Source organism: Halovibrio variabilis (genome assembly GCF_007991175.1).
GTDB classification, from domain to species: Bacteria; Pseudomonadota; Gammaproteobacteria; order Pseudomonadales; family Halomonadaceae; genus Vreelandella; species Vreelandella variabilis.
In genome coordinates, this window is sequence record NZ_BJXV01000006.1 from 176,077 (window position 1) to 198,181 (window position 22,105).

General features: G+C 56.4%; 25 protein-coding genes and 1 pseudogene. 14 read left to right on the forward strand and 12 right to left on the reverse strand.

The window, feature by feature from the left end:
• The first annotated feature begins 36 nt into the window (after window positions 1–36).
• From cmoA to cmoB, 3 genes are read left to right on the forward strand one after another with little or no spacing between them, the layout of a single operon-like run.
• Entirely contained in the window at window positions 37–777 is a 741-nt protein-coding gene (gene cmoA / locus HVA01_RS06540) for a carboxy-S-adenosyl-L-methionine synthase CmoA (RefSeq protein WP_146874119.1), read from the forward strand.
• Window positions 774–2,204 (forward strand): phospholipase D-like domain-containing protein, encoded by a 1,431-nt coding sequence (locus tag HVA01_RS06545; RefSeq protein ID WP_146874121.1) that lies wholly within the window; start codon window positions 774–776, stop codon window positions 2,202–2,204. Before cmoA ends, HVA01_RS06545 begins: the two co-directional genes overlap by 4 nt.
• Window positions 2,205–2,229: 25 nt before the next feature.
• Window positions 2,230–3,216 carry a tRNA 5-methoxyuridine(34)/uridine 5-oxyacetic acid(34) synthase CmoB gene (gene cmoB, locus HVA01_RS06550; protein WP_146874123.1) on the forward strand — a complete coding sequence of 329 codons (987 nt, stop codon included), beginning with the start codon at window positions 2,230–2,232 and terminating at the stop codon, window positions 3,214–3,216.
• Window positions 3,217–3,235: 19 nt separating this feature from the next.
• On the opposite strand, the gene HVA01_RS06555 is transcribed toward cmoB, so the two are convergent.
• The 3 genes from HVA01_RS06555 to HVA01_RS06565 form a co-directional block, all read right to left on the reverse strand.
• On the reverse strand, window positions 3,236–3,910 hold the full coding sequence (locus tag HVA01_RS06555) for a zinc metallopeptidase (protein WP_146874124.1): 675 nt from the start codon (window positions 3,908–3,910) through the stop codon (window positions 3,236–3,238).
• A 66-nt stretch (window positions 3,911–3,976) separates the two neighbouring features.
• The gene (locus HVA01_RS06560; protein WP_146874126.1) at window positions 3,977–5,095 is read right to left on the reverse strand and encodes an App1 family protein phosphatidate phosphatase; all 1,119 of its coding nucleotides are present in this window, start codon (window positions 5,093–5,095) and stop codon (window positions 3,977–3,979) included.
• A complete protein-coding gene (locus HVA01_RS06565; RefSeq protein ID WP_146874128.1) occupies window positions 5,095–5,658 on the reverse strand; it encodes a type 1 glutamine amidotransferase domain-containing protein in 564 nt (187 codons plus the stop codon). Before HVA01_RS06565 ends, HVA01_RS06560 begins: the two co-directional genes overlap by 1 nt.
• A gap of 223 nt (window positions 5,659–5,881) precedes the next feature.
• Here HVA01_RS06565 and HVA01_RS06570 point away from each other — a divergent pair, with 223 nt between their 5' ends.
• Genes HVA01_RS06570 through HVA01_RS06580 form a run of 3 tightly spaced genes read left to right on the forward strand, consistent with a single transcriptional unit; the run spans window position 5,882 to window position 8,174 of the window.
• Window positions 5,882–6,586, forward strand: a complete 705-nt coding sequence (locus HVA01_RS06570) for an ABC transporter permease (protein ID WP_146874130.1) — start codon at window positions 5,882–5,884, stop codon at window positions 6,584–6,586.
• The gene (locus HVA01_RS06575; RefSeq protein WP_146874132.1) at window positions 6,583–7,314 is read left to right on the forward strand and encodes an ATP-binding cassette domain-containing protein; all 732 of its coding nucleotides are present in this window, start codon (window positions 6,583–6,585) and stop codon (window positions 7,312–7,314) included. Before HVA01_RS06570 ends, HVA01_RS06575 begins: the two co-directional genes overlap by 4 nt.
• 47 nt (window positions 7,315–7,361) lie before the next feature.
• Complete coding sequence (locus HVA01_RS06580; protein ID WP_146874134.1) at window positions 7,362–8,174, forward strand: ABC transporter substrate-binding protein; 813 nt, start codon at window positions 7,362–7,364, stop codon at window positions 8,172–8,174.
• Window positions 8,175–8,280: 106 nt separating this feature from the next.
• Here the strand turns inward: HVA01_RS06580 and cysN are convergent, their stop codons facing one another.
• From cysN to HVA01_RS06610, 6 genes are all read right to left on the reverse strand, one after another.
• Window positions 8,281–9,723 (reverse strand): sulfate adenylyltransferase subunit CysN, encoded by a 1,443-nt coding sequence (gene cysN, locus HVA01_RS06585; RefSeq protein WP_146874136.1) that lies wholly within the window; start codon window positions 9,721–9,723, stop codon window positions 8,281–8,283.
• Between the two features lies 1 nt (window position 9,724).
• Window positions 9,725–10,684: a sulfate adenylyltransferase subunit CysD gene (gene cysD / locus HVA01_RS06590; protein ID WP_146874228.1), complete on the reverse strand. Its 960-nt coding sequence runs from the start codon at window positions 10,682–10,684 to the stop codon at window positions 9,725–9,727.
• 178 nt (window positions 10,685–10,862) lie between these two features.
• A complete protein-coding gene (locus tag HVA01_RS06595; protein WP_146874138.1) occupies window positions 10,863–11,609 on the reverse strand; it encodes a phosphodiesterase in 747 nt (248 codons plus the stop codon).
• A complete protein-coding gene (locus HVA01_RS06600) occupies window positions 11,609–12,055 on the reverse strand; it encodes a DUF1249 domain-containing protein (protein ID WP_146874140.1) in 447 nt (148 codons plus the stop codon). Before HVA01_RS06600 ends, HVA01_RS06595 begins: the two co-directional genes overlap by 1 nt.
• Before the next feature lie 2 nt (window positions 12,056–12,057).
• Window positions 12,058–12,762 carry an NUDIX domain-containing protein gene (locus HVA01_RS06605; RefSeq protein WP_146874142.1) on the reverse strand — a complete coding sequence of 235 codons (705 nt, stop codon included), beginning with the start codon at window positions 12,760–12,762 and terminating at the stop codon, window positions 12,058–12,060.
• A gap of 72 nt (window positions 12,763–12,834) precedes the next feature.
• A complete protein-coding gene (locus HVA01_RS06610) occupies window positions 12,835–13,494 on the reverse strand; it encodes a TRAP transporter TatT component family protein (protein WP_146874144.1) in 660 nt (219 codons plus the stop codon).
• A 171-nt stretch (window positions 13,495–13,665) separates the two neighbouring features.
• Between HVA01_RS06610 and greB the strand changes: the two genes are divergently transcribed.
• Window positions 13,666–14,196 carry a transcription elongation factor GreB gene (greB, locus tag HVA01_RS06615; protein ID WP_146874146.1) on the forward strand — a complete coding sequence of 177 codons (531 nt, stop codon included), beginning with the start codon at window positions 13,666–13,668 and terminating at the stop codon, window positions 14,194–14,196.
• Between the two features lie 186 nt (window positions 14,197–14,382).
• Window positions 14,383–14,550, forward strand: coding sequence for an FCD domain-containing protein (locus HVA01_RS06620; protein ID WP_246129509.1), 168 nt, complete (start codon window positions 14,383–14,385; stop codon window positions 14,548–14,550).
• A gap of 22 nt (window positions 14,551–14,572) precedes the next feature.
• Here the strand turns inward: HVA01_RS06620 and HVA01_RS06625 are convergent, their stop codons facing one another.
• The 3 genes from HVA01_RS06625 to HVA01_RS17840 form a co-directional block, all read right to left on the reverse strand.
• On the reverse strand, window positions 14,573–15,604 hold the full coding sequence (locus tag HVA01_RS06625; protein ID WP_146874148.1) for a methyltransferase: 1,032 nt from the start codon (window positions 15,602–15,604) through the stop codon (window positions 14,573–14,575).
• On the reverse strand, window positions 15,601–16,440 hold the full coding sequence (locus HVA01_RS06630) for a methyltransferase domain-containing protein (protein ID WP_146874150.1): 840 nt from the start codon (window positions 16,438–16,440) through the stop codon (window positions 15,601–15,603). Before HVA01_RS06630 ends, HVA01_RS06625 begins: the two co-directional genes overlap by 4 nt.
• A gap of 97 nt (window positions 16,441–16,537) precedes the next feature.
• Window positions 16,538–16,741 carry a transposase gene (locus tag HVA01_RS17840; RefSeq protein WP_146874232.1) on the reverse strand — a complete coding sequence of 68 codons (204 nt, stop codon included), beginning with the start codon at window positions 16,739–16,741 and terminating at the stop codon, window positions 16,538–16,540.
• A gap of 122 nt (window positions 16,742–16,863) precedes the next feature.
• Between HVA01_RS17840 and HVA01_RS06640 the strand changes: the two genes are divergently transcribed.
• The 6 genes and pseudogenes from HVA01_RS06640 to HVA01_RS06670 all read left to right on the forward strand — a co-directional run bounded on the left by HVA01_RS06640 (window position 16,864) and on the right by HVA01_RS06670 (window position 22,102).
• The gene (locus HVA01_RS06640) at window positions 16,864–17,004 is read left to right on the forward strand and encodes a hypothetical protein (protein WP_443093366.1); all 141 of its coding nucleotides are present in this window, start codon (window positions 16,864–16,866) and stop codon (window positions 17,002–17,004) included.
• 63 nt (window positions 17,005–17,067) lie between these two features.
• Window positions 17,068–18,048, forward strand: a complete 981-nt coding sequence (locus tag HVA01_RS06645) for a sugar kinase (RefSeq protein WP_146874152.1) — start codon at window positions 17,068–17,070, stop codon at window positions 18,046–18,048.
• A 49-nt stretch (window positions 18,049–18,097) separates the two neighbouring features.
• Complete coding sequence (locus HVA01_RS06650; protein WP_146874154.1) at window positions 18,098–19,072, forward strand: 2-hydroxyacid dehydrogenase; 975 nt, start codon at window positions 18,098–18,100, stop codon at window positions 19,070–19,072.
• Window positions 19,069–19,764, forward strand: a complete 696-nt coding sequence (locus tag HVA01_RS06655; protein ID WP_246129513.1) for an HAD family hydrolase — start codon at window positions 19,069–19,071, stop codon at window positions 19,762–19,764. The genes HVA01_RS06650 and HVA01_RS06655 overlap by 4 nt, the downstream gene beginning before the upstream one ends.
• Window positions 19,765–19,814: 50 nt before the next feature.
• Window positions 19,815–19,916: pseudogene (locus HVA01_RS06660) on the forward strand (2-deoxy-D-gluconate 3-dehydrogenase); the annotation flags it as partial.
• A 626-nt stretch (window positions 19,917–20,542) separates the two neighbouring features.
• Window positions 20,543–22,102, forward strand: coding sequence for a sensor domain-containing diguanylate cyclase (locus HVA01_RS06670; protein WP_146874156.1), 1,560 nt, complete (start codon window positions 20,543–20,545; stop codon window positions 22,100–22,102).
• The last annotated feature ends 3 nt before the right edge of the window (window positions 22,103–22,105 follow it).

Below are 22,105 nucleotides of genomic sequence, written 5' to 3' on the forward strand. Positions count from 1 at the left end.
AAACTACGCAACCTTATCAATAATTCTGGCTTGATCATGAGTGATGCATCTTACCGCGACGCTATCTTTTCGACACCCCTAGACAAGGTGGCGAGGTTTTCCTTTGATGAACAGGTCGTCGCGTGCTTCCCCGACATGATTCGCCGTTCGGTGCCCGGCTACGGGCAGATCCTGGGGATGTTGAGCCTAATCGCCCAGCGTCATCTTCGCCACGGTGCCCATGTTTACGATCTGGGCTGTTCGCTGGGCGCCTCGGGGCTGGCGCTGGCCGGTGCGATGCCCGCCGACGCCTTTCGCTACACCGGGGTAGACCTGTCACCGGCCATGGTCGGAAAGGCACGCCAAACCTTTTTAGAAGAGTGCCCGGACCATGCCATGCGCGTGGAAGAAGCCGATATTCGCACCCTCAAGTATGCGCCTTCGGGGATGATCATTCTCAACTTTACGCTGCAGTTTTTACCGCCTGCTGACCGTGACGCGCTATTGGCAAGGCTTTATGCTGCGCTGGAACCCGGCGGTGTACTGATTCTTTCGGAAAAAACCGTCGATGCCGATGAGCGCGATAACGCCTGGCGGGTTGAGCGCTACCACGACTTTAAGCGCGCCAATGGCTACAGCGATTTAGAAATCAGCCAAAAGCGCACGGCGCTTGAGAACGTGCTGGTGCCGGACACGCTCGAAGCCCTTCACGAACGTCTAAAGCAGGCAGGCTTTCCACGCTCAATGACCTGGTTCCAGTATTTGAACTTCGCCTCGCTGATTGCCTTTAAGCCATGAGTATCGGGGTCGTACTGACCGCTGGCGCACTGGCACTCTATCTGATCAACGCTTGGTGGCATTCGCGCAAGCCCTTGCCCCCCGGCCTTAGCGTCAAGGGCGAGTGGCGCTTACCTGTTGCACCACGGTTGCTGCTCGACGAGACCTTTGTCGATGCCCACGGCCAGCGCCACTGCCAGCAGCAGATTTTCGACGAAATGTTGCGTCTAATAGGCCAGGCCGAAAAGCGGGTAGTACTGGATATTTTCCAGTTCAACGACCCCACCGATACCAGGCACGACTGTCATCGTCAGGTATCGGTGGCCCTGCGTGACGCCCTGCTGGCCCGCAAGCGCCAGTGCCCCGCGATTGAGATGGTGGTGATCACCGACCCCATCAACGCCGCCTACGGCGGGCGCGAGCTGAGTCACCACCGGCAGCTCGAAGCGGCGGGCATCCGCGTCGCGACCACCGACCTAACCATCGGACGCGACCCCAACCCCAGCTGGACCGCGCTATGGCGGCTGTGCTTTCGCTGGCTCGGCAACTCGCCCCGCGGCGGCTGGCTGCCCAACCCCCTCGGCCCCGGCAAGGTTGGCCTGCGCAGCTACCTGACCCTGCTCAACCTCAACGCCAATCATCGCAAGACCTTGGTAGTCGACGAGGGTGAGCGCTGGACCGCCGTGGTCAGTTCGGCCAACGCCGACGACGACAGCAGCGACTACCGCGATGTGGCGCTGCGCGTCTCCGGCGATATCGCCCTCGACCTGCTTGCCTCCGAGCGCGAGATCGCCGCCCGCAGCGGGGTTACTATCGGCCACGCCCAGCCGCCAGCCGCTGACACCGACACAAATAGCCACGCGCCGCGCCTGAGACTGCTCAGCGAAGGCGCCATCAAACGCGCCCTACTGGCGATCATCGACGACGCCCGCGCCGCCGAGCAGCTTGATATTGAGGTGCTGTATCTTTCCCACCGTGGCGTCATCACCGCACTGACCAGGGCGGTAACGCGAGGAGTCGGGGTGCGCGTACTGCTCGACCCCAACCATCACGCCTTTGGCGTCTCAGGCAGCGGCATCCCTAACCGGCAGGCGGCCAACGACCTTCTCGCCGCCAGCATTCAACTGCGCTGGAGCGATACCCACGGTGAACAGGCCCACAGCAAAGTGCTGCTGCGCCACGCAGGCGAGCGCCCCGCGCATCTGCTGCTGGGCTCGGCCAACTACACGCGGCGCAGCCTCGACGATCTCAACTTCGAAGCCAATCTCGAGTGGATCGCCACCGCCGATGACCCGATCATCGAAACGGCCCGCGCGTCCTTCGAGCGCCACTGGCACAACACCAACGCCGAGCACTACAGTATTGGCCCCGAGGCGTACCTCGACGCCTCCCGTCGCCGCTACTGGCAGTATCGACTGATGGAAGCCAGCGGCTGGTGCACTTTTTAGCCATACGTGAGACAGCGAGACACCCATGCCCCACCCCCACCGCGAGCTCTACCATGCCTTCATTGACCAAGGTCTGGATACTTGGCTAGCGCGCCTGCCGGAACAGCTGGCGCGCGGGCTTGACCGCAACCGCCATGGCGACCTGCCCGCCTGGGAAAAAGCCGTGGCCAAGCTGCCCGCGCTACCCAGCGAGCGAAACGTAAAGCTAGACAGCGATACCGTCAGCGTTGACCTCGCCCTTAGCGATAGCCAACAGCGCCAGTGCTTTAACCTGTTGAGAAAGCTCGCCCCCTGGCGTAAAGGCCCTTTTCAACTGGGCGGTATTCATATCGACACCGAGTGGCGCTCGGACTGGAAGTGGCAAAGAGTGGCACCGCACCTTGCGCCGCTTAAGTACCGCAAAGTGCTCGACGTGGGCGGTGGCAGCGGCTATCACGCCTGGCGGATGGCCGGCGCGGGTGCGGCCTTTGTGCTGGTGATCGACCCTTCGCCACGCTTTTATTGGCAGTTTCAGGCGGTGCGGCACTTCGTCGGCGATGCGGATGACGGCAGAACCCAGTTTTTACCAGTGGGCATTGAAGACGTGCCGGAGAACCTGGGCTTTTTCGATACGGTCTTCTCCATGGGTGTGCTCTACCATCGCCCTGCCCCGTTAGAACATCTCCAACAGCTAAAATCGGCCTTGGCACCTGGCGGCGAGCTGGTGCTGGAAACCCTGGTGGTGGAAGGCGACGAGCAGACGGTATTTATGCCCGGCGAACGCTATGCCGCCATGCCCAACGTCTACTTTTTACCCTCCTCCAAAGCGCTGTGTCACTGGCTGGAACGCTGCGGCTTTACCAACGTGCGCGTTGTTGATGAGGCAGTCACTACGCTTGACGAACAGCGCTCGACCGAGTGGATGACCTACCAATCGCTGGCCGATTTTCTTGACCCCAATGACCGCACCCGCACCATCGAAGGCTACCCCGCACCGCGGCGGGCGGTGATTATTGCCAATAAGCCGGAATAGGCGCTGTATGCTTCCAAACTCACCGCCGCAAAATCACCAGCCAGCGGCCTAGGTTCATCACGCTGGCCAGAGAGGCAGCCACGTAGGTAAAGGCGCAGGCGGTGAGCACGTGGCGGGCGCCGGGCATATCGTAAGGCGGCACGTACTCTTTTAGCAGCGGCAGCGCACGGTTAAAGCTGGCGTCAAACTCGACGGGCAGCGTCACTAGATGCACTAATGCGGCGGTGCCAAAGCTGATCACCGCCATGGCAATCACTATTGCCAAGCCACCGGGCAAGCGCGTCAATAGGAATAGAAACGGCGCGGCCATCATTAATACAGCGCCGAGTTTTTCGGCTTTTTGGGCGACGCCCACTAAACGGCTACGCGCCAGCAGCGGCGCATAGCCCTGATGATGCTGAATGGCGTGACCCACCTCGTGGGCAGCCACGGTGACGGCGGTTAGCGAACGGCCGTCGTAATTATCCGGGGAAAGGCGCACGCAGCGTGTTTCGGGGTCGTAGTGGTCACCGAACTCGGTGCGCTCTACGCTCGCGCCTTCAATGCCCAGGCGACGTAGTAAATGATCAGCAAGCTCGGCGCCCGTGCCGGGATAGTCGTCACGGCCACGGGTGTGGCGCTTGAGTACCCATTTGGCCCATACATTAGGGAGCACAAAAACGGCCAGTGCAAAAATGATCAGCAGAACAACCATGGCGACCTCTAATGACGAACGATAGGGTTGGTTTTACCATGGAGTCTGTCATGGCAACAGCGTTGGTTACGCGGGATCGTTGCGGTGGTCGTCTACATCCCGCTGCACTGCCGCTAAACCGTGGGCCGAGATATGCCCCTGGGCATGGGCGTGTTCAGCTATCAACACGCTATCGGCGGCGAGTACCAGCTCGCACTGGGTACCGACTATCTGATCGCGCAAACGCTGGATCGCCGCTTCCCGCTGTGGGTCTTTATCCACACGGCGAATATAAATTGCTTTAATCCGATCCGGGTAGGCTTTGACGATCTCGATATACACCTCAGGGTCGTGCTGGCCGCTATCGCCAATCAAAATACACGGCATATCGCTGTAGAGGGTTAGCATGCGGTCGATTAAGTCGCGCTTATGCTCTTTTGCACGGCGCGGCCAGGGTTTGTGCCACGAGATGCCCCACTCGCGTAAAAACAAAATTGGCCCCACGGGAATGCGGTTGATCTGAAAGAAGGTTTCGAGCATTTCATAAATCGCCCACGGACCGCGCGAGACATACAATATCGGCCGCTCGGCGCGCCCATTAACGCCACGGTGCAGCGATTGATAGAGCGCTGCCACACCGGGAAAAGCAGTCCGGCGGTGAGGTTTTTTGACAAACAGGCGATAAAGCATTTTGAGCTTTTCCGCTACGCCGGTGAACATGACGGTGTCATCGATATCGCTGATAATCAATAAGTCTGTTTCTGGCGGCGGCACGTAAACTTCAACATGGGTGCGTATTGGCGACTCGCCGGGGCAATGCACCAAAATGTCGGCGCGGTGCCAGGAAACATCAATAGGAAGGGCGTGACTGATCGGCAAATGCACATCGAAATAGCCATCGCGATCCGTACTGACGCAGAGCTGATTTTCGCCAATATGAACTTCTACCTGGGCGTTGGCGAGCCCCCGGCGCAAAATTCGCCGTGCGACGTCGGCCGTATCGCGTAGCATGCCGTGACGAGGAATAATTCGGCTTAAGGCCGCTTGGTGAAACACCCGGCCCATGACAAATACTTCGCGCTGGGAGCCGTAACCGCGGTAGGGATGTACGACCATCCCACCACGGCTACCGTCACCCTTGACGGGCTTGGCAATAACGTGGACAAGCCGTTTAACAAAGCTTGCCCACTGGCGAAGTAGCCCCATCAAGCGTGCTGACCGGCGTGACGCCCTTCTTGAAGCTCTTCGAGTAACTTGGCGTTAAAGGCATCCAAGTCTTTGGGCGTACGGCTGGTCACAAGCCCGCTATCCACGACAACCGGCTCGTCGACCCACTCAACGCCTGCATTGCGCAAGTCCTGGGCAACGCTGGGTACTGACGTCATACGACGGCCTTCAACCACTTCCGCGTTGATTAAAATCCACGGTGCGTGGCAAATAGCCGCCACTGGCTTTCCGGCTTGGAAAAACGCTTTGACGAAGCTCAACGCCTCTTCGTTGGTGCGCAGCTCATCGGGGTTAAACAGACCACCCGGCAGCACCAGCGTGTGATAGTCAGACTCACTGGCATCGGCAAGGGCTTTATCAGCCGCGTAGGTGTCGCCCCAGTCGGTTTCTGCCCAGGCGCGAATCCCTTTCCCGTCAGGCGTTACCACGTGAACCTCAACCCCCTCCTTTTGCAGGGTGGCGCGCGGCACGCTCAGCTCGGATTCTTCAAAACCGTTGGTGGCTAAAATAGCCACGCGTTTACCGTTGAGTGCTTGTTTCATCATGCTCTCCTTTTCGTGATGATGTGCGTTTATAACGCCACACCAGTGTGGTGCATACAACAACAGCGTCAAGCTATCCTGCTAGCCACTACCTGAATACTAGATAAGCCATGGGTGTAATGTAAACCATGGGTGCAATCGACTATTTTTCAGTACATCATGCCAATTCTCGTACAACAGTTTCCGTACCACAATTCTCGCACAACAGTGATGCCGGCGTTCAATGCAGACCAGTGACAACCCCTTTAGTACCGCTCTTAGCCTAATCGTGAATATGGATAGCGCGCTACTCTCAATCGTGCAGTTATCACTCCAGGTATCGCTGATGGCGGTGATAATCGCCAGCGTATTGGCTCTGCCCTTAGGCGCAGCCCTGGCGCTATGGCGCTTTCCTGGACGTAACGTCGTCATTGTCGCCCTTAATGCCCTGATGGGCTTGCCGCCAGTGGTCGCCGGGCTGTGCGTCTATCTACTGCTTTCGCGCGCAGGCCCGCTGGGCGAGTGGGGGCTACTGTTTACCCCCACGGCCATGGTGATCGCCCAAGTGATCCTGGTACTACCGATTATCGCCGCCCTTACCCGCCAGCAGGTTGAGGCACTTCACGGCGAGTATGCCGAGCAGTTGAACTCACTGGGGCTGTCGCGCCTAAGCATGATCCCGACACTGCTGTGGGATGCGCGCTTCGGGCTGCTCACGGTAATCCTGGCAGGTTTTGGCCGCGCCAGCGCCGAAGTGGGCGCGGTGATGATAGTAGGCGGTAACATTGATGGTGTCACCCGCGTGATGACCACCAGCATTGTGCTGGAAACCAGCAAAGGCAACCTGCCCATGGCGCTTGGTTTGGGGATCATTCTGCTCGCGCTGGTGACCATGATTAATGCCATCGCTCATATAATCGGCGAAACGGCTAAAAGGCGGCTAGGATGAACGCACATCACACGCCTCCCGTCGCTACCCTTGAGCTCGATAGCGTGGGTTTTATTCATCGCGGCCATACACTGCTTAAGCCCACTTCGTTGCGCCTATCAGGCTGCCAGCGAACGCTCATTATGGGCCCCAACGGCGCCGGCAAAAGCCTGCTTATGCGACTGGCCCACGGCCTGATAACGCCCACTAGCGGCTCAGTACGCTGGCAAGGCAGCCCACCCGCTCAAGCGATGGTATTCCAGCGCCCCGTGCTGCTGCGCCGCTCCGCGCTGGATAACCTGACCTATGTGCTAGCCATCAACAAAGCGCCACGACCAGAACTGACAACATTAACCCGCAAAGCACAGGCGATGAGTGCCCTTGAGAAGTTTGGCTTAGCGCATCTCGCCAAACGCCCAGCGCGGGTGCTTTCCGGCGGCGAACAGCAGCGTTTAACGTTAGCACGGGCGTGGCTACTCAATCCCCAAGTGCTGTTTTTAGACGAGCCCACCTCGGCGCTAGACCCCGCTGCCATCAAGGCCGTTGAAGATGCCGTACTGGAGTTTCATCACAGCGGTACACGCATTGTTATGACCACGCACGACTTGCACCAAGCACGCCGCTTAGCCAATGACATCGTGTTTTTGCATAACGGCGAATTACTTGAACATACCCCTGCCAGCGACTTTTTTACCGCCCCCGCCTCACGCGAGGCGAAGGCGTTTATTCGCGGCGAGTTGGTTTGGTAGCCCCCGATCAGCCGTGGAATTAAACATCCTCATCAAGGAGCAATAACATGAATAAGGCCAGCGCATTTATTTTCGCAGGTACCCTGGGACTGACCATCAGCGGCACGTTGATGGCGGCGGATGACGACTACATTACGCTGGCCTCCACCACCTCTACCGAAAATTCAGGTCTATTTGACGCCATCATCCCCGCATTTACCGAAGCGACGGGGATTGATGTGCGGGTGGTCGCCGTGGGTACCGGCCAAGCGTTTGAAATCGGCCGCCGTGGCGATGCCGATAGCCTGCTGGTGCACGACACCGCTGGCGAAAAGCAGTTTGTGGCAGACGGCTACGCCACGGAACGTCTGGATGTGATGTACAACGATTTCGTCATCGTTGGCCCCAGCGATGACCCTGCGGGCATCAGCGATAGCGAAACCGTTGTTGATGCCATGCAGCGTATTGCAAAGAGCGAGTCACCCTTCGCCTCGCGCGGCGATGACAGCGGCACGAATCGCGCCGAGCTGCGTTTATGGGAAGATGCGGGCATTACTCCCCAGGGCGAGTGGTACCGCGAATTGGGGAGCGGCATGGGGCCCACGCTGAATACCGCTGCGGGTATGGATGCCTACGCTATGACTGACCGCGCCACCTGGGTCGCCTTTAACAACCCACAAGACCTTGCCTTGCTATATGAAGGCGATGAAGCACTGTTTAATCAGTACGGCAGCCTACTGCTCTCAGAAGAACGTCACCCGCACTTGAAGCATGACTTGGCCGCCCAGTGGCACGAGTGGCTGGTGTCTGAACAAGGCCAGCAAGCGATTGCGGATTTTGAGGTAGACGGCCAGCAGCTGTTTTTCCCCAACGCTGAGTAATATTTGCACTTAATTAAACACAACGGCCCGCTTTAAAAGCGGGCCGTTGTGCTTAGAGCCGTTTTAGTGCAATTCTTTTCGTGCAGCTCTTTCGTGAGCAAAATAGTTAGCGGTTAAATAACCCGCTGATATCTTTGGCTTCCCAGTGAGGAAAGTGCTTGCGCACCAGCGCATTCAAGTCACGCTCAAACGCCGCCCAGTCGGTGGTGTTGGCAGCCGCTTCTGGGGTGCTGGCCGTGCCGCGAATCATCCCGGCACCGACGGTCACGTTGGTCAGCCGGTCCACGATAATAAAGCTGCCGGTACCCGGGCTGGTGCGATAATTATCGACAGGAATAGCAGCAGTCAACTCCACATCGCAGCGGGCAATGGCATTCAATCCCAGCGAATGGGTGGCATGCTTCTCCAGGGTATTCACATCGATTTGGTAATCAATCGACCTGACTTGGCCGGAAAGATCCCGCGTGGCGAGTTTGAAATCAAACAATTTACCCGGCGTTAATACCTCTTCATGCATCCAGACAATATCGGCTTGAAAGGTATTCGAAAGCGGCAGTTCGCTATCCGCCTCTACCAACCAATCGCCGCGAGAGATATCGATTTCATCTTCCAAGGTCACCGTAATCGCCTGGCCTGGATAAGCGGCCGCAAGGTCGCCGTCAAAAGTGACAATCCGAGCAACGCGCGATGTTTTACCCGAAGGCAGTACTTTAATGGCTTGGCCGGGGCGCAATACACCCGCTGCCAAGGTGCCGCAGTAACCGCGAAAATCAAGGTTCGGGCGGTTCACGTACTGCACCGGCAAGCGTAGATCGCTTAAGTTTTGGTCGCGGGTAATTTCGACGCTTTCCAATAGCTCAATCAGCGTCTGGCCTTGATAATCGGGGGTAAAATACCAGGGCGTTTGTTCGCTGGGATTGACCACGTTATCGCCATTCAGCGCCGACATCGGCACAAAGCGAATATCCGGCGCCTTCAGGTTTTCAGCAAACGCTTGGTATTCGGCAACGATTTCATTGAAGCGCTGCTCGGAGAACCCCACCAGATCCATCTTATTGACCGCAATCACCAAGTGCTGAATGCCCAGCAGGTCGGCAATGAAGCTGTGGCGGCGGGTTTGCGTCTGTACGCCGTAGCGAGCATCGATCAGGATAATCGCTAAGCTGGCCGTTGACGCGCCCGTGGCCATGTTGCGCGTGTACTGCTCGTGGCCAGGGGTATCGGCGATAATAAACTTGCGCTTATCGGTGGAGAAAAAGCGGTACGCCACATCAATGGTAATGCCCTGCTCACGCTCGGACTGCAGGCCATCGACCAATAGCGCTAGATCGACCGTATCACCGGTAGTGCCGCTGGTTTTAGAGGCCTGGGTGATCGCCGCCAACTGATCTTCGAAGATCATTTTCGAGTCGTGGAGCAGACGGCCAATCAGCGTCGATTTGCCGTCGTCGACGCTGCCGCAGGTGATAAAACGCAGCAGGTCCTTGTTTTCGTGCTCGTGCAGGTACTGCTCGATATTGTCGGCGATTAAACTGGATTGGTGAGACATATTAAAAGTACCCCTCGCGCTTTTTCTTCTCCATCGAACCCACTTGGTCGCGATCGATGGCGCGGCCACTGCGCTCACTGGTACGGGTCAGCAGCATCTCTTGAATGATTTCCGGAAGCGTCGCGGCTTCGGATTCCACCGCGCCGGTCAGCGGGTAGCAGCCCAGGGTTCTAAACCGCACCGATTTCTCCTCCGGCACTTCGCCGGGCGCCAGCGGCAGGCGGTCGTCATCGACCATGACTTGCATGCCGTCGCGCTCGACCACCGGGCGCTTGGCCGAGTAGTAGAGGGGCACGATGGGGATCGACTCTAAGTAAATGTACTGCCAGATATCCAACTCGGTCCAATTGGAGAGCGGGAAAACGCGAATCGACTCGCCTTTGTTGACCTTGGCGTTATACACGTTCCACAGCTCAGGACGCTGATTCTTGGGGTCCCAGCGGTGATACTTATCGCGGAATGAATAAACGCGTTCTTTCGCACGTGTGGCTTCTTCATCCCGACGGGCACCACCAAACGCCGCGTCAAACCCGTATTTATCCAGCGCCTGCTTGAGCGCCTGGGTTTTCATGATATCGGTGTATTTGGCACTGCCGTGATCGAAGGGGTTGATATTGGCTGCCCGCCCCTCTTCGTTGGTATGCACGATCAATTCCATCCCTGCTTCCGCCGCCATCCGGTTGCGGAACTCAATCATCTCGCGAAACTTCCAAGTGGTATCCACATGCAGCAGCGGGAATGGCGGCGTACCGGGGTAAAAGGCTTTGCGCGCCAGGTGCAGCATTACCGAAGAGTCTTTACCAATGGAGTACATCATCACCGGGTTGGAAAACTCGGCAGCGACTTCACGAATAATATGGATAGACTCGGCTTCTAATTGCTTGAGGTGGGTCAAGCGCGCAGCGTCAGGGGTGTTAAAAGCCTCTCCCTGTGGCGCTGAAGACCGCTCCTTTGAAGACATAGTAGACAATTGGGTCATGGCCCCTTACCTCACAAGAACAAGCTCGTCACTTAAGCTAAAGAATATTGTATGTTCGAATGCGGGTAGGGTAACGCCGAGTTGATAATAACCCAAAAGAATTAATAACTATCTTTTTATTCCTAAATCACCTATCCAAGAATGAGACAGGGATAATCTTCTAATTGATGCGCTCAATCCAGCTCTGCCACTCGCTTCCCTGGGCATCGCTCCACACCAAATCGACCACGCGATAGCCCGGGCGCGAGGCCTCGTCGACCGCAAACTGCTCGGCGCCGGGCAGAAACTGATCGGCCATCGCCGGGCAGCCATAAACGTCAATGGTGGCATCGCCGGTACGGTGGTGCTCGGCATAGGCTTGATGAACATGGCCGAAGAGGATGAGTTTGACCTGGACGTGTTGACTTAGCAGCTGCCAAAACGCGTCGCGGTCTTGCAGGCCAATGGCATCCATCCACGCCGCCCCAACGTCCACCGGCGGGTGGTGCATGGCAATTAGGGTGGGTCTGTCATCCTTCTCTAACTGCTTAGCCAGCTTGGCTAGCCGCTCGCTGCCCAGCTCCCCAAAAGGCTTGCCCTCCACCTGAGTATTGAGCAGCAGAATGCGCCACGACCCCATATCCACCTGATCGACCATTGGCCGCTCGGCCGCCATGAACTCGGGTTGATCGTGATTACCCGGCAGCCAGTACCAGGGGCAAGGCAACTGCTCCATCGCCTCTACCGCCAAAGCGTAAGAGTCAGCGGTTTCATCCTGGCTGATATCACCGGTAAACAGCACGATATCGGGCTGTTCGGCGATAACGGCGCTCAGCACCTGTTGAAACTGCCGCCAAGGCACCCCCGCACGGGAGCGCGCCTGGGTATCCGCGTAGAGGTGAGCGTCAGTAATCTGCACCACACGCATTAAGGCATCTCCGATGCATAGTGAGCGTGACCGTGAGCAAGGCCGTGCGCTAACCACTCGCCTAAGAAGCGGTTGAGCTGAAGCTTCTCATCCGGCTGATGCATACGCGCATTGGGATAGCGGTAGCGGCCATTAAAGTGGCGCTCACGCTGAAAATCAGTCACCTCCGCCATGCGCACATCGTGATACAGGTGTACGCGCATACGCGGACCTTCCAACACCTTATCAAGCGGGCCGGTTTGGGAGACATCCACCATGGTGGTGTAAGGCGCCTGCTCGTGAATATAAAGCTGCAAATCACCAAAATGCTGCTTATCACCACGCAGGGCGATCTGACGGCGCTGGCCGGCCTCCATATCGCCCACCAAGCGCACCAAACGTAAATAGTTGGCGCTGCACTCCCCTTGGAGCGATTTTAAATCGGTGACATAGGCCGTTCTCGCCATGATCACTCCTCGTCTGTTTCGCTTTGCGTTAGCGCTCGCTGAGAGGCGGCGCGTAATGAAGCTCTCTGGCTATTCAGCCAATGTAGACCAATTAAACACATGGCGTTGTCGAGTCGCCCTTGCGCTAAGAGTTCCCAAGCGTTAGCAAACGGCATCACATGAACACGAATATCCTCGTGTTCTTCGTCTAAGCCGTGAATCCCACCTAGCCCCTGGGTATCTACCAAACCACAAAATAGGGTGACTTGCTCGTTGCAGGCCCCGGGGCTTGGGTAATAGGTATGAAGTTTGGTCAGCTCGGCGACTTTACAACCCGCCTCCTCCCAGGCTTCACGGCGCGCCACGTCTTCCAACGACTCGCCGTCTTCCACCAAACCGGCCACAAGCTCAAGTTTCCAGGGCGACACGGCGTCATCAATCGCGCCTGCGCGGAACTGCTCAACGAGTACCAGCGCGTCGCGTTCGGGGTCGTAAAGCAGCACACCCACCGCATCAAAGCGGCTGTGTACTTCACGGCGTATGGGTTCGCTCCAATCGCCTTCAAAGAGCCGATGGCGAAATTCCAGGGCTTCGAGACGGAAAAACCCCTGATGCAGCGTTTCTCGCTTAAACAGTTCAACATCGTCGCGGTTCAAAAGCGGGACGCTGAGCGCCGTGCTGCGAAAAGGCGCATGTCGAGAAGAGTCGTTCTTGGGGATAGACGCCATGGGGCACTCCCGGTGGTGATAATCGCTACATTATCAATGCTTGCCACCGGGAATGCCAATTCAGTCGACAGGCTATAGCTGGTCGAGCAACGCCTCGGCGTCGCGGCGCAGCGCTTCGTCAGAGACTTTCCGGTTGTCGCGGGCAGTGCCGTTAACCGCGCGCTTGGCATGCTCCCGGGCAGCCTGATCGTTGCCTTCTTCGGCTAGAAAAGCAGCATAATAATAGTTCACGTCAATGCCATCGGGGCGAATTTCCAAGGCGCGCTGGAACATGCGTTCGGCGGTATCGCTATTGCCAAAGCCGAGTGGTCGTCCCGGCGCGCGATCATAAAGCGCGCCTAGTGTCACGTAGGCTGAGCCGTTCAGGCCCCGTGGGTCTAATTCAATTGCCTTTTCTAGCGCGTCACGCGCATCACCTGCCGTGCCCAGTGCGCCTAAACCACCACGCTCGCGGGCATAGGAAGCCAAAATAATCCCCTGCCAGACAAGTACGTCAGCTTCGTCGCTGTGCTGCTCGGCCAACTGCTCTGCCTCACTGACCAACGACTTGAGCGTGCTTTCCCGCTCATTGGCGGGCATGTCCGTCACGGTGTGCTCCCAACGGTTCTTTAGTGAGAACAGCTCGCTCTCAAAGGCGCTAGCGGTCAGCGGCGAAAGCGCCAGCGTGCCGCCAAGAGCAGTGGCAACCAGCCAGCGTGATAACGAAAAGCGTGAAAAAGAAGGCGTTCGCATAGTGTCTCCTCAATTATTGTTGTCTTGCGCAGACCGGCGAATTGCGGGTCTTTCGCTAATATAGCAAAAAATATAACGAACGTTTGAATGATTCGCCAACCGTATGTTGTTTGGTATGCTTCCCGCAATTGGCGTAAGGTAGTGGGCTCAAGACATAATAGGGAATCGGTAATGAAAGGCCGCAACATGACCCGCTGGCGCGATCCAGCAAAAGATCCGCGTCAAGCCCCTAAGAGCAACCTGATTACACCTGAAGGGGCGGCACGTCTGCGCGCTATTTTGGACCACTTATTACGGGTGAAACGCCCCGCTGTTTCAGAGAAAGTCGGCGAAGCGGCCGCCCAGGGCGACCGCAGTGAAAACGCCGATTACACCTATAACAAGAAAGAGCTAAACCGCATCATTGCGCGCATTACTTACCTAACCAAGCGTTTGGACGAGCTGCAAACCGTTGATCGACTACCCGCCGATACCAGTAAGGTATTTTTCGGCGCTTATGTCAGCCTGGAAGATGAAAACGGCGAGCAGGTACAGCTTAGGGTGGTTGGCCACGACGAGATCGACACCAAAAAGCGCTGGATCAGCATTGATGCCCCCATGGCCAAAGCGTTACTGGGCAAACAGGTAGGTGATGAAGCAAAAGTGCTCACGCCTAACGGTGATACGTTTTATACCATCACCGCCATTGATTACACCGGCTAGTCATTAGCTCTACAATTCCTATCCTTAAGCCGCACTATAGCGAGACACCGCGTTTCCAGGGAATAAAGTCCAACTGGAAGAGACGCACCACCTTGGTCAAATAGCGGCCCGAAGCCGTGTCGATACTTAAGCGCAGCAACTGATCAGCCAGCGCAGCGATATCGGCTTCGCCACCAGTACGGTGCCATGTTTCGGCGTCTTCAAGAGCTATTTATGGAGACGGATATGCCGCAGCGCTCCCAGAACGACCACGAACGCATCGTTGAAGCCATTGAGGCGCGCGACCCCGCTGCCGCTCGTCGCGCGATGGAAAAACATTTGGATCATGTACTCAGCGTTTTCTTTGCGGAGTAAACGACGAGTAAAAACCAACGCTTCAGCCCGCTGGTTTGGTCGCCCCGTACACCTTGAAGCGACGATTATCTGCTAGGGTTTGGAAGTCATTGAACGCGCGCTGCAGGTGATCGGGATAGGGCAAGAAGCCATTGGCGACAATCACCAGCCGTCCACCCGCACTCAGATGCGCTGGCGCTTCGCTGATCAAGCGCTGGCTGGGTCCATAGCTGATATCGCGCTCTTTATGAAAAGGCGGGTTGCTAACAATCCAGTCAAACTGCTCGTCGTCTAACGCACTAAATACGTTGCTACTCAGTACGCGCCCCTCCAGCCCATTGGCTGCTAAGGTGCGTTGACACGCCTCTACCGCAAAAGCGCTAATGTCCACAGCGGTCACGTGATGGCCGCGCTGAGCTAACCAGGCGCTGACAATACCGTCGCCACAGCCCATATCCAGCACCTTGAGCGGCTTTTTCGGCAAGCTAGTCTCAAGGCACTCCAACATGATCAGCGTGCCCTCGTCGACTTTGCCATGCCCAAACACGCCGGGGTGACTGACCAACGTCAACCCAACGGCCTCGATGTTCTCCCACGCGCTGTCGCTGGCCTCATTTCCACTGGCTAAGTCCAGCGCAACGGTATGGGTGGCAAATAGCGAACAGCGCCGCGCATTATCGCGCTTGTCCCAGGGCATCTCCAATTCATCTAGTATTTTAGGGACGCGCTTAATGCCACCTTGGTGCTCACCAATAACCTCAATGGGCGTCCCTTCAGGTAGTTGTTCGCACAGCCACTTAAGCCACCAAATTCCCAACTGATGCGCTTTTGGCCAAAACAGCACAATTTCTTTACCTAGCGCTTCGCCCGCGGCTAAATCAAAGGGCGTTAGGGCTGGCTTGCCTTTAGCGATCCACGCATCCAGAACGTCCTGATCACCGCTCACCACCCCCGTCGATTGATCAATCAGCCAACTATCAATGGGCGGGCCAATGACCCACAGCGCTGCATACTGATCTTGTTGGCGTGCTAATAACTGACACGCGGGGGTTTGAGCATGGGCTTGGGCGCTCATTCAGCGGCCTCCGGTTTGATTAATGTATAAAGTAAGTAACGGCCCAGGCGCCAATGCGGGTCTTGGCGACAGTAATGTTTTTCCAGCGCCAGCAGCGTGGCGTTTTCTGCAGGCGTGGCTGGCGGTTGGCGCAAATAGTCCTGAAAGACGCGAATTCCGGCAACGGCGTCTATGCGCAAGCCATTAGCTGCGCTCCACTGCTCAATCTCCGCGTGACTTACGGGGGATATAGGCGTCAGCCGCTGACGCTTGCCCTGCCCTGCCAAACGGTCGCTCAGCGCCTTCTCAAGATTGCCTTTCACCGCGTTAGAAAAGCGCAGGGCATCGCGGTTAAACACCATCAAACTCAGCTGACCGCCAGGGGCCATTAACTGGCTCAAGGTGGCCAGCGCCGTTTGCGGGTCGCCTAACCACTCCAATACCGCATGGCAGGTAATCAGTGGCCATGGGCCTGGTGCTTGAACAGTGAGCACTTGCAGCGGCGCCTGCAGATACGTGATCGCCGATTCCGGCAGCGTTTTAGCATCCCGATGCCAGGCTTTAGCGTAATTCAACATATCGTCAGAGGGCTCAGCCATCGTAACGTTGTGCCCTTGCTCAGCCAACCAGGCAGCCTGCTGGCCCAGGCCACCGCCTACATCGAGCACTTTCTGTTCGCGCAAATCGAGCATTTGCGGCAGTAAATAATCAAGCATCGCCAAACGCAGCTCGCCGCGGGGCGCCTGATAGAGCGAACGAGAAAACTTGTCGACAAGGCCGTCGAAATAGCGATCACCCGCTTGGGTTAGTTCATAGCTTGTTGGTTTCACGGGTGTCGATTTATCGTTTGGAGGCATGCCACGGGCATCGCTGTAAAAGAAAGCACGCAGTTTACCTGATTCAGCCTGCCTATCCGAATATCCTTCTTTGACCAAAAAAATAATGAGAAGCTATCTAACACTGCTTATTTATAACTAAAAAAACTGTGCACCCTGCGGGCTTAGGGTGGTTTTGGCATAACGAGGTCGAGACTTTGTGCAAGGCGTCATGGCGGGCGTTAGCTTCGGCATGCTTGAGCTTGGCGATGCGGGCTTTCTGCTTTTTCCAGTTCGTGGAAAATTTTGTCTTGTGCTTAAGGCGGCGCTGCTCGATCGCGATCTTCTGGGCGAGATCACGCTGAAAATGGTGGCTGGCGTGGTGCTGGCCGTCGGTTTGATGAGCTAGAGTGGTGCGCGCTTGTCTATTCCGGCATCACGACCCTAGCCCAGCCCACTGAGACGATTGGCAAAACAGCAGTGCACTGCTTGATGCACCGGATTTCACCCAATAAAGTCCCCATGCCGAGGCAACTAAGCTTTTCACCCAAATTGATCGAGCGCGGCTCCACGCAGCGCGGGTATGGCTGTAAAGATAGCTACTAATTTTCGCCCAAATGGTATCGTTCTCATTAGGGTAAAATAAACAATATCAAGAGGTGAATAACCATGCCCCACCCTGCTACTCCTCCAGAGATTCTCACCTTTGGCGAAGCGATGGCCATGTTTGTGGCGGATACGCCGGGCGGCTTATCAGACATTGAGCATTTTCAGCGTCGCCTTGCCGGTGCCGATAATAACGTTGCAATAGGGCTTTCCCGCTTAGGTTTCCACGTTGGCTGGTTAAGCCGCGTGGGCGCAGATAGCTTCGGTGAGTTCATCCAACGGGCTTTGAAAGCTGAAGGTATCGACGCTCGCTATATTCATATTGATGAGCAGCACCCGACCGGGCTGGTGTTCAAAGAGCGCGCCCAGGGCGGCGCCGACCCACGTGTTGAATACCTGAGACGCGGCAGTGCGGCCAGCCACCTCGCGATAGAAGATGCCAAAGCCGTCGACCTTCAATCACTGGCGCATCTACACGCCACCGGCATTACGCCCGCTCTCTCAGATAGCGCCTATCAGCTATCTCGCCACTTAATGAAGCAGGCTCGCGCCCAAGGGGCGAGCATTTCTTTAGACCCCAACTTACGCCCGTCACTTTGGCCCAGTGAAAACGCTATGCGCACGACGTTAAATGAACTCGCTGGCCTCGCTGACTGGGTGCTACCGGGGCTTACTGAGGGCCAACGGCTGACGGGGCAGAAGACGCCGCACGACATAGCGGGCTACTATCTGGATCAAGGCGCCTCTGCGGTGATCATCAAGTTGGGAGCCGAGGGCAGCTACTACCGCGGCACCCTGGATGGCAAAGAGGAGAGCTTTACCATAGCGGGCTGCCACGTGGCTGAGGTTGTGGATACCGTAGGCGCAGGCGACGGTTTCGCTGTCGGTGTGATCAGCGCCCTGCTTGACGGAGGAACGGCGCGCCAAGCCGTCCAGCGCGGCAACCTGATTGGTGCGCAAGCCATCCAGGTGGTAGGCGACATGGAAGGCCTGCCTAATCGCGAGCAACTACAAGCGCTTGAGGCCTACCCACCCAAGGCATAACAGTTTAGCAACTGGCTTTTGATAAGCTTTTTATAACAAGGAGATAAGAATGCAGAAACGACTGGTGGTTCAAGGACGGCTTAGCGATGCTCACCTCTCTACGCTTAGCGATCTGTTTAAAGTGGACGTACTGCCGAAAACGACAGCGTGGGATGATCCAGCCAATCGACCTTTGCTAGCCGGAGCCCATGGCCTTATCGGCTCCGGCTTGGCGATTACTCCCCAGTTGCTAGACGCAGCGCCCCAATTAAAAGTCATCGCGACTATCTCGGTTGGCTACGACAACATCCCGGTGGATGAACTGACCAAACGCGGCATTATGCTCTGCAACACGCCGGATGTGCTTACCGAAACCACCGCTGATACAGGCTTTACGCTGATCATGACGACAGCACGGCGTGTGGTGGAACTAGCCGAGTGGGTGAAAGCGGGCCAATGGCAGGCCAGCGTTGGCCCCGCCCAGTTCGGCAGCGATGTACACGGTAAGACGCTGGGCATGGTGGGCTTTGGCCGTATTGGCCAGGCCGTTGCAAGGCGCGGCGCCCTGGGCTTTGGCATGCAGGTGCTCTACTCTAACGCCTCCCCTAAGCCCGCATTAGAACATGAGCTTGGCGCCCAGCGCCGCGACCTTAACGAGCTGTTGGCCGAGGCCGATTTTGTCTGCGTAACGGTTCCGCTTACCACCGAGACTGAACACCTGATCGGCGCCAAAGAGTTCGCACAAATGAAGCCCTCGGGTATTTTTATCAATATTGCCCGCGGTAAAGTGGTCGATGAAGCGGCCTTAATAAACGCCCTGGAAAACGGTGTTATTCAAGCGGCCGGGCTGGATGTCTTTGAACAGGAGCCACTGCCTGCCTCTTCCCCACTGCCGAAGATGCCCAATGTGGTCGCCCTGCCCCATATCGGCTCTGCCACCCACGAAACCCGCAACGCCATGGCCCAGCGGGCGGTCGATAATATTCGCCTAGCGCTTCAGGGCGAGCGGCCTATTAGCCTGGTCAACGAGGAAGCCTATCAATGAGTTCTGCGATGAACACGGCCGCGCCTCTCTGCCTACTGTTTGACTGCGATGGCACCCTGGTGGATAGCGAAATACTGCTTGCCGAGGTGATGGGCGACATTCTTCCCGAGTTCGGTTTACCCTTCTCAGCGCGACAATATATGGATGAATTTCGCGGGGTCCGTTTTCAAACTATCGTGCAAACGCTAGAAAGCCGTTTTCAGACGTTGGCAGAAGATACATTCACCCAGCTTGAAGCGGGCATGCGGTCGCGCATGGAAGCCCGCATGCGTGCCGAACTGGTAATAATACCCGGCATGTCCGCCGCGCTGGAACAGTTAAGCAGCCACCCCATGGCCGTGGTCTCCAATGGCCCCGAGCGCAAAATTCGTTGCGCGCTGGAAAGTACCGATTTAGGCCACTATTTTGCAGGCAGGCTGTTCAGCGCCTACACCCTTAACGTGTGGAAACCAGACCCAGAACTGTATCGCAAGGCGGCGGCGGCCATGGGCTATACTCCCCAACAGTGCGTGGTGATTGATGATGCGGCGGTAGGTGTTGAGGCGGGGCTGGCGGCGGGCATGCACGTAATACACCTCAACCACTTTCCAAACGAAGAAAGCACGCCCGAAGGGGCGATTGGCATCCACCATGCCAATGAACTAACCGCCGTTATTGCAAGCCTATCCACCAAAGTAACTGCTGACGCTTAGCCCCTCGACGTTGAAACTTATCGGTTTGAAATGCGCAGCTGGAGGATTCGATGCGGTTATTTTCATTGCAAAATCAAGTGGCGATGGTGACCGGCTGCAACAAAGGCTTAGGCCAGGGCTTGGCCCTGGCACTGGCCGAAGCGGGTGCTGATTCGACTAACCCAACGCTAGAACGCAGGTTAGCACTGCATATACCCCAGCCAGGATCGCCACTGCGCTGGCGATAGCGCTCTAAATAGACCGCCTGGTGAGCGCGATGGAAGGCGTCTACTAACCCAGGTGGACAACCGCTATTTTACTTGCTTGATTCTTTAAAGACGGGACGTGTTCAACGCTCGGCATCAGTTGCTCCTTATCAGTGCTACAGAGTGTCATCTGCTGGCGGCTGACAGAGATAAAGAGAGAAAGCCCTTATTGGCTATACTTTGGTCACTCAAGACCAACGTAGTAGGCCCGTAAAGGTCGTTGTCAATTGGCGGTGAAGTCGTCATTGGTTGATGCGTTTTTGGCGCCAACTGGAAACATTGAGACAGTCAACGGTAAATTTTTGTAAGCTTTATGTGAATATATTAGGTAAAGTCTAAGCCTTTATCACACCCCAATAATCATTAAAAAATAAACCTCGGTAGGCACCTATTCATTAGCTCGCCGCGCTATGATGGTTTGATACAAACGATTGAAATAGGCTACTGCGACAGCATGATAAGTACCCAGGAAATGGCTAAAGGCTACAATGTAAGCCACATTGTGGCTTATATTAATAAGTTAGGAGAGAACAATGCAGGTCATCCAGGTGAGGGACAATTCGAAAGACCTGGTCTTATCGACTGAATTACCGACATTTTTGACTGCAGATTTACTCCAGTGTCCCAACCTGCCGACTCTGCCTTCTGTGGCTATCAACATTTTGAAAATAGCCCGCTCTGAGCAACCCTCAGTGAACGACTACGCCAATGCCATCGAGCGCGACCCGGCGCTGACCTTGCGTATCATCACGCTGGCAAACAGCGCTTTTTTCTCACGTAGCCATAGCGAAATTCACGCCTGCCGGGAAGCGACCGCACGCTTGGGGCTAGAGACCACCATGGCGGCCGTCATGAGTTTTAGTCTGCTTCATAATAGGGCCGTTGACAGTCACATTCAGCGCGTTTGGATGCGCTCGATCATCGCTTCTTTAGCAGCCCGCCAGCTAGCCGTTCACCTGTGCCCAAGCATGGCGGGGCCAGTGTTCACAGCCGCCCTGCTTCAGGACATTGGCATTTTGGCCCTGCGGGCCACTTATCCAAAAGAAGCTGATGGCTTGTACAGTGAAGGCTTGTTAACCCACCGCCAATTAGCAGAATCAGAACAGCGATTCTTTGGCTGCGATCATTCCCAGGTCGGTGCCTGGCTTGCCGCGAAGTGGGGATTGCCTACATCGCTTGCTCAGCATATCTGCGACAGCCACGGTGACTACGATATTGCCGCGCCCGATATGCTGTGTATCCAGCTAGCAGGTTCCATCGCCGACGCGTGGCTTTCGCCCCACCCAGCTCAGGCGTTCGTCTCGGTGATCCGGGAATTGGAAACCTTAGATGGCACGCACGCCCTTTCGCTGCGTGATTTACTAGATAAAATTCACCAGCAATTGCCTGCGCTGGCGGATATGCTGCAAATGGCCGCCCCTCCCGTGCAGGATAATGAGACCCTGCTTGCTGAAGCGCAGCAGCTGCTGTTTCAACAAACGCTGCTACTCAACGCGCGCCTTGATACGCAACAAGCAGAACTCGCTTTACTACGTCAACGTCAAGATGCCCTGGAAGAGCGTTCACGAATAGACGCATTAACCGGTCTGGCCAACCGGGCCTGGCTTGAAGAGCAGCTGCACCAACGCTTTATTGCGTGTCAGGAGCAGTCTCGCACCCTGTCCGTGGTGTTTATTGATCTTGACCACTTTAAAAAGCTCAACGACCAGTACGGGCATCAAACGGGCGATCGTGTGCTCGAAAAGTTCGGTCACACCCTACAGACGTTGATTCGCGACGGTGATTTAGCCGGACGCTGGGGAGGTGAAGAGTTTCTCATCATTCTGCCGGATGAAAACGCCAAGGCAGCCTACTTTTTTGCTGAAAGAATTGCCCAACGGTTAGCAAAAACCCCCTTGGCCGTTGATGGAGAAGTGCCGATCCATGTGTCGGTCTCCATTGGCATCGCCTGCTTGGACGATGGTGGGTTTAACGGCGCAGAGGAGCTTATCGACGCTGCCGATAAAAGCATGTATTTCGTTAAACGCTCAGGCCGAGGTGGTATTGCCGTGTACGGGGAACGTGAATCCGCTGACATACCGATAAACGACTAGGTT

Bases quoted from the DNA above. Each gene is read 5' to 3' on its own strand.
- HVA01_RS06570 (WP_146874130.1), top strand. From the start codon at position 5,882: ATGCAGACCAGTGACAACCCCTTTAGTACCGCTCTTAGCCTAATCGTG.
- HVA01_RS06620 (WP_246129509.1), top strand. From the start codon at position 14,383: ATGTTTCGGCGTCTTCAAGAGCTATTTATGGAGACGGATATGCCGCAG.
- HVA01_RS06645 (WP_146874152.1), top strand. From the start codon at position 17,068: ATGCCCCACCCTGCTACTCCTCCAGAGATTCTCACCTTTGGCGAAGCG.
- HVA01_RS06605 (WP_146874142.1), bottom strand. From the start codon at position 12,762: ATGGCGTCTATCCCCAAGAACGACTCTTCTCGACATGCGCCTTTTCGC.
- cysN (WP_146874136.1), bottom strand. From the start codon at position 9,723: ATGTCTCACCAATCCAGTTTAATCGCCGACAATATCGAGCAGTACCTG.
- HVA01_RS06625 (WP_146874148.1), bottom strand. From the start codon at position 15,604: ATGAGCGCCCAAGCCCATGCTCAAACCCCCGCGTGTCAGTTATTAGCA.
- greB (WP_146874146.1), top strand. From the start codon at position 13,666: ATGAAAGGCCGCAACATGACCCGCTGGCGCGATCCAGCAAAAGATCCG.
- HVA01_RS06595 (WP_146874138.1), bottom strand. From the start codon at position 11,609: ATGCGTGTGGTGCAGATTACTGACGCTCACCTCTACGCGGATACCCAG.
- cmoA (WP_146874119.1), top strand. From the start codon at position 37: ATGAGTGATGCATCTTACCGCGACGCTATCTTTTCGACACCCCTAGAC.
- HVA01_RS06630 (WP_146874150.1), bottom strand. From the start codon at position 16,440: ATGCCTCCAAACGATAAATCGACACCCGTGAAACCAACAAGCTATGAA.
- HVA01_RS06580 (WP_146874134.1), top strand. From the start codon at position 7,362: ATGAATAAGGCCAGCGCATTTATTTTCGCAGGTACCCTGGGACTGACC.
- HVA01_RS06555 (WP_146874124.1), bottom strand. From the start codon at position 3,910: ATGGTTGTTCTGCTGATCATTTTTGCACTGGCCGTTTTTGTGCTCCCT.
- HVA01_RS06610 (WP_146874144.1), bottom strand. From the start codon at position 13,494: ATGCGAACGCCTTCTTTTTCACGCTTTTCGTTATCACGCTGGCTGGTT.
- HVA01_RS06545 (WP_146874121.1), top strand. From the start codon at position 774: ATGAGTATCGGGGTCGTACTGACCGCTGGCGCACTGGCACTCTATCTG.
- cysD (WP_146874228.1), bottom strand. From the start codon at position 10,684: ATGTCTTCAAAGGAGCGGTCTTCAGCGCCACAGGGAGAGGCTTTTAAC.
- HVA01_RS06600 (WP_146874140.1), bottom strand. From the start codon at position 12,055: ATGGCGAGAACGGCCTATGTCACCGATTTAAAATCGCTCCAAGGGGAG.
- HVA01_RS06670 (WP_146874156.1), top strand. From the start codon at position 20,543: ATGCAGGTCATCCAGGTGAGGGACAATTCGAAAGACCTGGTCTTATCG.
- HVA01_RS06560 (WP_146874126.1), bottom strand. From the start codon at position 5,095: ATGGGGCTACTTCGCCAGTGGGCAAGCTTTGTTAAACGGCTTGTCCAC.
- HVA01_RS06575 (WP_146874132.1), top strand. From the start codon at position 6,583: ATGAACGCACATCACACGCCTCCCGTCGCTACCCTTGAGCTCGATAGC.
- HVA01_RS06650 (WP_146874154.1), top strand. From the start codon at position 18,098: ATGCAGAAACGACTGGTGGTTCAAGGACGGCTTAGCGATGCTCACCTC.
- cmoB (WP_146874123.1), top strand. From the start codon at position 2,230: ATGCCCCACCCCCACCGCGAGCTCTACCATGCCTTCATTGACCAAGGT.
- HVA01_RS06655 (WP_246129513.1), top strand. From the start codon at position 19,069: ATGAGTTCTGCGATGAACACGGCCGCGCCTCTCTGCCTACTGTTTGAC.
- HVA01_RS06565 (WP_146874128.1), bottom strand. From the start codon at position 5,658: ATGAAACAAGCACTCAACGGTAAACGCGTGGCTATTTTAGCCACCAAC.